The 6,000-nt window shown below is 57.3% G+C and carries 4 protein-coding genes and 1 pseudogene; all 5 read left to right on the top strand.

Annotated elements, in window-relative coordinates; all coding sequences use genetic code 11:
• Positions 1–2,182 (top strand): hybrid sensor histidine kinase/response regulator (locus TH4_RS19070; RefSeq protein WP_157097811.1); only part of this gene is annotated, 2,182 nt, incomplete at its 5' end.
• A gap of 16 nt (positions 2,183–2,198) precedes the next feature.
• Positions 2,199–2,705, top strand: a complete 507-nt coding sequence (locus tag TH4_RS19065) for a chemotaxis protein CheW (RefSeq protein WP_008891617.1) — start codon at positions 2,199–2,201, stop codon at positions 2,703–2,705.
• Between the two features lie 82 nt (positions 2,706–2,787).
• Positions 2,788–3,153, top strand: a complete 366-nt coding sequence (locus TH4_RS19060; RefSeq protein ID WP_008891618.1) for a response regulator — start codon at positions 2,788–2,790, stop codon at positions 3,151–3,153.
• Between the two features lie 68 nt (positions 3,154–3,221).
• Complete coding sequence (locus tag TH4_RS21005) at positions 3,222–4,883, top strand: chemotaxis protein CheB (protein ID WP_064782374.1); 1,662 nt, start codon at positions 3,222–3,224, stop codon at positions 4,881–4,883.
• 9 nt (positions 4,884–4,892) lie between these two features.
• Positions 4,893–5,705, top strand: a pseudogene (locus TH4_RS20930) (CheR family methyltransferase); the annotation flags it as partial.
• Positions 5,706–6,000 lie beyond the last annotated feature (295 nt).

The following is a 6,000-nucleotide window of genomic DNA, read 5'->3' as shown; positions in this document are numbered from 1 at the left end:
GGCGGCCGCCGCTGAGCCGGAGCCGGAAGCACCGGCAAAACCGGCTGCTCCGCCCGCCGCTGCGAAATCCCAGGAAGTTGCGCCGGCCAAAAAGGCTGCCGAAAATCCAAAGGCAGAGGCACCGCGCGCAGAAGCCAAGGAAAGCTCGGTTGCAGCCCAGACCATTCGTGTGAATGTCGAGCTGCTTGAAAACCTGATGACGCTGGTTTCCGAACTTGTCCTGACCCGTAACCAGCTTTTGCAGATGGTTCGCGGCAAGGATGACAGTGAATTCACCGTGCCGTTGCAGCGCCTGTCGCACATCACGACCGACCTTCAGGAAGGCGTGATGAAGACCCGTATGCAGCCGATCGGCAACGCATGGGCAAAACTGCCGCGTATCGTTCGCGACCTTGCCCTTGAGATGAACAAGAAAATCGATCTGCAAATGATCGGTGCCGACACCGAACTGGACCGTCAGGTTCTTGAGCTGATCAAGGACCCGCTGACCCACATGGTGCGTAACTCTGCCGACCATGGTCTGGAAGATATTCCGGGCCGTCGCGATGCAGGCAAGCCTGAAACCGGTACGGTCACGCTGAATGCGTATCACGAGGGTGGTCACATCATCATCGAGATTTCCGATGATGGTCGTGGTCTGAACCTTGAGCGCATCAAGGCGAAGGCGATTGCCAACGGTCTTGCGACCGAAAGCGAGCTTGAAGGCATGGGTGAACAGCAGATCCAGCAGTTCATCTTCAAAGCCGGTTTCTCGACCGCGGAAAAGGTTACTTCGGTTTCCGGTCGTGGTGTGGGTATGGACGTTGTGCGTACCAACATCGAAAAGATCGGTGGTACGGTCGAGCTGAAATCGGTCGAAGGCCGTGGGTCGACCTTCATCATCAAGATTCCGCTGACGCTGGCAATCGTGTCAGCCCTGATCGTGGAAAGTGGCGGCGAACGCTTTGCCATTCCGCAGATCAGCGTTCTGGAACTTGTTCGTGCATCGAACAATTCCGAACATTCCATCGAACGCATTCACGATACGCCGGTCCTGCGCCTGCGTAACCGTCTGCTGCCGCTGGTCACGCTCAAGAAAATTCTTGGTCTTGATACCACTCAGGAAAGCGACGATGCGGTCGATGAAGAAGCATTCATCGTGGTTGCACAGGTCGGTACCTATTCGTTCGGTATCATCGTTGACCGCGTGTTCGACACCGAGGAAATCGTTGTTAAACCGGTGGCCCCGATCCTGCGCGATCTGTCGCTGTTCTCGGGTAACACCATCCTTGGCGACGGTAGCGTGATCATGATCCTTGATCCGAACGGCATTGCCACCCGCACCGGCGAAATCACCGTTGGTGGTTCGCAGGGTGTCGAAGGCAAGGCCAAGGCCGATGCATCGGATCGCGAAACCACATCCATGCTGGTCTTCCGGGCCGGTGGCAGCGAAGTGCGTGCGGTTCCGCTGGCGCTTGTTGCCCGCCTTGAAGAAATCGATGTCGAGAATATCGAACATTCGAATGGCCGTCCGCTGGTCCAGTACCGCGGCAAGCTTATGCCTCTTGTCTTTATCGACGGTAGCTACCAGATGAAGGCAGAAGGCCGTCAGCCGACCCTTGTGTTCCAGGATCGTGAACGCACCATGGGTCTGGTTGTCGACGAGATCGTCGATATTGTTGATGACGTGCTGAATGTTGAACTGACCGCGGATCAGGATGGTCTGGTTGGTTCGGCCGTGATTGACGGCAAGGCGACCGACCTTATTGATGCCGGTTACTACCTTGAGCTGGCCTTCAGCGACTGGTTCGGCACCGAGGATAACGGCGGCGAGAAGAAGCGTGTTCTTCTGATCGATGACAGCCCGTTCTTCCGTAACCTGCTGACGCCGATGCTGTCGGTTGCCGGTTTCAATGTGACTGCGGTCGAAAATGCAGAACAGGCCATGGACCTTAAAAACCGTGGTGTTCTGTTTGACGCGATCATCAGTGACATCGAAATGCCGGGCATGAACGGCTTTGAATTTGCCGAAGCGCTTCAGGATGATGCAGAATGGGGTGAAATTCCGATTATTGCCCTGTCTTCGCACACCAAAGAGGAAGACTTCGAACGCGGTCGTCAGGTCGGTTTCAGCGACTATGTGGCCAAATTTGATCGCGATGCGCTTGTCTCGACCCTGATCCAGACACTGAGCAGCATGTAAGCGGGAGAACAGTCCTATGAGCGATAAAAACGCACTCGTCCCGAGCCAGGAAAAAGGCGGCGCCCTTGAACTTGGTGGTGACAGCCAGGATTTCGTGACCGCGAATATTGGCAAGCAGCTTTTCGGTATCCCTGTCCTGACCGTTCAGGATGTCCTGGGGCCGCAACGCATTACCCGTATCCCGCTTTCACCGCCGGAAGTGGCCGGATCGTTGAACCTTCGTGGTCGTATCGTGACCGCGATTGATGTCCGCAAACGTCTTGGTCTGCGTGACCGCGAAGACGATGAGCCGGGCATGAGCATCGTTGTTGATGAAGGTGGTGAGCTTTACAGCCTGATGGTCGATCAGGTTGGTGAGGTTCTGAGCGTTCCGAAAAAGGCGTTCGAACAGAACCCGGCAACGCTCGATCCGCGCTGGCGCGAATTCTCGGACGGCATTTTCCGTCTCGACAAGAAGCTTCTGGTGATTCTCGACGTGACCCGTCTGCTTGATTTCACGTCTTCGATCAAGCAGGCCGGTTAACCTGATTTCCCATGCCGGGCACGCAATGTGCCCGGTTCCTGCCATTGTGGCTTAACGACCTAAGTAAGCGAGAAGGAAGTCGATGAAGAGTTGTCTCGTCGTCGATGATTCGAAAGTCATCCGGATGGTAGCAAGACGCATTCTCGAGGAAATCGGGTTTGCGGTTGTGGAGGCAGTGGACGGTCAGGAGGCGCTCGACAAGTGCCTTGAGTCCATGCCCGATGCGGTTCTGCTTGATTGGAACATGCCCGTCAAAAGCGGGATCGAGTTCCTGCGTGAACTGCGTGCAACGCCTGGTGGCGATGATCCTGTTGTTGTGTTCTGTACAACTGAAAACGACCTTGAACACATTCAGGAAGCCATCACCGCTGGCGCGAACGAATACATCATGAAGCCGTTCGATAGCGAGATCATCCAGGCCAAGTTCGAGCAGGTCGGCCTGATCTAGGCCGGGGTGCTCACGAACCTGTAAGCCTTCAAGATCCGATCTCCATCATCAAGCGGGGACGCTACCACGTGGAAGAAACGCCCATCCATTCGCCATACAAAGTCCTGATCGTGGATGATTCCGCCATCGTGCGCGGACTTGTTACACGTATGATGACCGAAGACGCCGAGATCGAAGTCGTCGGATCGGTCAGCAATGGCGAAGAAGCACTGGCAGTCATGGAAAAAGGCGGCATCGAAGCCGTTGTTCTTGATATCGAAATGCCGGTGATGGATGGTTTGACGGCCTTGCCGAAACTGTTGGAAATTGATCCGACAGTCCGCGTGATCATGGCGTCCACACTCACCAAGCGAAATGCCGATATCAGTTTCCAGGCGATGACGCTGGGGGCTGTGGATTACATCCCCAAGCCAAGCTCGTCAAAAGACCTGAATGTCGGCGAGGGGTTCCGCGAAGAACTTCTCGACAAGGTGAAAGCCTGGGCTGAACAGCGTCGCAAGATGCTCGAGGTCGAAGAAGCTGCCGCGGCAGAAGTCGTTGCCGCCCAGGCCGCCCCCGAACCGGAACCAGAAGAAAAATCAACTGCGCCCGATGCCGAGGCATCCGAGCCGGATGACGCAGCTTCTGGCGGCAAGGCGGCTGCTTTCCGAGCGGAAATGTCGGTCGAACATCAGCAGCTTCACAAACAAGGTCGGATCCAGCGCAAACGATTTACCGCCGAATTGCGCCCCCGCCCGATGCAGCAACACCGTCCGCAACCAACCCAGATGCGCCAGACGCCGATGCCGCAGCAACCGGCACCTAAGCCGCAGCCGGCCACACCGGCATCGTCGGAGACTGCAACGCAGGCCGCAAAACCGGCTGCCAACCCGGCTGGTGGTGCGGCGCGTTCGACGACGCCGTCACGCGATCCGGGCAGACTTATTCGCGATGCGGCCATTGCCGCAGGCGGGCAGGGCAAAACCGTGCCCAAAATGCCGGAACGCCCCGCCACAGCAGCACCCAGCGCAAGAACGGCACCCCCGGCCAAACGGCCAACCGCACCCGCGCCGCAAAAAAGTGCACGCGCCCAACAGGCCCGTTCGGCAAGCGCACCCGCCCCGGCAAAACGCCAGTCCGCGCGCGGTGGTGTTACGCTGTTGCCGGAAAAACGCATCAATGTCGAAGCGATCGCGATTGGCAGCTCCACCGGTGGGCCGCAGGCCTTGTTTGAAGTGTTGCGTGGCCTGAATGGCGTGCGCCAGCCGATCTTCATTACCCAGCATATGCCCGCGACCTTTACCACCATTCTGGCCGAGCACATCACCCGTCTGACCGGGCTTAAATGTCAGGAAGCACAAAACAATATGCCAATTGTTGGTGGACAGGTTTATCTTGCCCCCGGTGATTACCACATGACTGTAGAGGGGCGCGGTGCCAGCCGGCATCTGAAGTTAAATCAGAACCCGCCCGAGAATTTCTGTCGTCCGTCGGTCGATCCGATGTTGCGCAGTCTGGTCGCGAGTTACGGAGGAAACATTCTGACTGCAATACTTACCGGAATGGGGCAGGATGGTATGCTTGGTGGACGTGACGTGGTCAATGCGGGGGGCATGGTCGTGGCACAGGACGAGCAGAGTAGCGTTGTATGGGGGATGCCGGGCGCTGCGGCGCATGCCGGTATCTGTTCTGCGGTTTTGCCGGTGGGTGGGATTGCGGCCTATATCAAAAAATTCGCGGGGGGTCGTTAACCCACAATGATGAAGCCGGATGACTTCGAGTTTGTAAGCAGATTGATCAAGTCAAAGTCCGGGCTCGTTCTGAGCCAGGACAAGACTTATCTGCTCGAAAGCCGGTTGATGCCGATTGCACGCAAACGGGGTCTTAAGGACCTGACGGAGCTGATCGGTACGCTGCGCGGTGGCGACCGCAATCTGGTCGAAGAAGTCGTTGATGCGATGACGACCAATGAAAGTTTCTTCTTCCGCGATACCAAACCGTTTGACCAGTTCCGCCATGTTGTCCTGCCGCACATGATCAAGACACGTGCGTCGAAGAAACATCTGCGCATCTGGTGTGCGGCCGCCTCTTCCGGGCAGGAACCCTATTCGCTGGCGATGATCCTGGATGAATTCAAGTCGCAGCTCGCTGGCTGGCGGATCGATATCGTCGGGACTGATATCTCGCGCGAAATCCTGACCAAGGCGCGCGCAGGCCTGTATTCGCAGTTCGAAGTCCAAAGGGGCCTTCCGATCGGCCTTCTGGTCAAGTACTTCCAAAAGAAGGAAGACCAGTGGCAAATCTCGGCCGATATTCGGTCCAAGGTGCAGTACAAGGAATTCAACCTTCTGGAAGATTTCCGGCCGCTTGGGCAGTTTGATGTCGTCTATTGCCGTAACGTGCTGATCTATTTCGATCAGCCGACCAAAAGTGACGTCCTTTCGCGTGTTTCCGCCTTGATGCCAGATGACGGTTTCCTGTTCCTTGGCGGGGCAGAGACGGTTCTGGGCATTTCCGACAAGTTCAAACCGCTTGCGCGTCAACGTGGCATCTATCAGCTGAACCGTCCGGGGGCACCGGAAGTCGATCTGACCGCGCTTGAAAAGGCGCAGGCGGGGGCCGCCAGTGCGGCCGGTGCTGCTGCACCCGGCGGCTTGGCCTTCCAGAAGCCAAAACATATGCAAACCGGTGCCGCAACCACGACCGGAACAACGGCTCGCCCGGCAGTCGGGACAACAGGAACAACCGGAACAGCAGGGACGGCAACAACCCGCCCCGCAGGTTCAGGTTTTGGCACGACGTCGACCCAGCGCCCGCTTGGCACCACCCCGTCAACCACCCGTCCGGGAACCACCGGAACCGGCAGCA

Source organism: Thalassospira tepidiphila MCCC 1A03514 (assembly GCF_001662875.1).
GTDB lineage: Bacteria > Pseudomonadota > Alphaproteobacteria > Rhodospirillales > Thalassospiraceae > Thalassospira > Thalassospira tepidiphila.
This window is presented reverse-complemented; position numbering and strand designations above follow the sequence as displayed.

Coding starts and splice junctions, on each gene's coding strand:
- TH4_RS19065 (WP_008891617.1), top strand. CDS start 2,199: ATGAGCGATAAAAACGCACTCGTCCCGAGCCAGGAAAAAGGCGGCGCC.
- TH4_RS19060 (WP_008891618.1), top strand. CDS start 2,788: ATGAAGAGTTGTCTCGTCGTCGATGATTCGAAAGTCATCCGGATGGTA.